A 736-nucleotide genomic window follows, 5' to 3' on the forward strand; every position below is an offset into this window, starting at 1 on the left:
TACAGTAATACTCTATATGGTTTTGTAGTTGCCAATGTATTTCTACCACCTATCTAAATTTTAAAATCATGTATAAGTTAACGTTCATATCAAAACATATATAATAAGAAAATACATACTAAATTGTACTTAGCCTATTTTCTTCTATTTACAATTTTTTCTATAAGTTAACAGAAATAAAAACAAGATTACAGAACAAAACACTACGGTTAGGTTGTAATCCCAATATATTATATATCATACAATTTCATTTCCATCAATTAATATGCTGTAATATAGGCTGTATGTTCACATGAATTTCAAAAACAACCCTATAATTTATTATCTTCTCCCTTATTCAGCAACCATAAACTCCCAAAATATTTTTGCATCGTCACACCATTCATTGCACACAGTCATATAATTTKCATTAAGGAAACTTTTATGTTCAAATGAAATTGCCACATCATATATCTAAACGTATTGAAATAACGAGTAAGAATAAAGTGAAACTTTAATCAAGTTAAGATTTCAAAGGGGAATACTACTATGAATAAAGATATAACAAAAAATGAACAAGTCCCTTCTCAAAGTACAACAGTTCAATCAGCACATTTAGCGTTAAGTGGACAAACAAAAGGCTTTAAAAGACTGTTACCATTCTTAGGACCTGCTTTTATCGCATCAGTTGCTTATATTGATCCTGGGAACTTCGCTACAAATATCGCAGCTGGATCACAATATGGGTATTTATTAC

General features: G+C 29.3%; 1 pseudogene. It reads left to right on the forward strand.

Going from position 1 to position 736, the window contains the following annotated elements:
* Positions 1-528: 528 nt before the first annotated feature.
* Positions 529-736 (forward strand): annotated as a pseudogene (locus AC1DTM_RS30010) (Nramp family divalent metal transporter); the annotation flags it as partial.

The organism is Bacillus sp. P4_D3 (assembly GCF_056401855.1).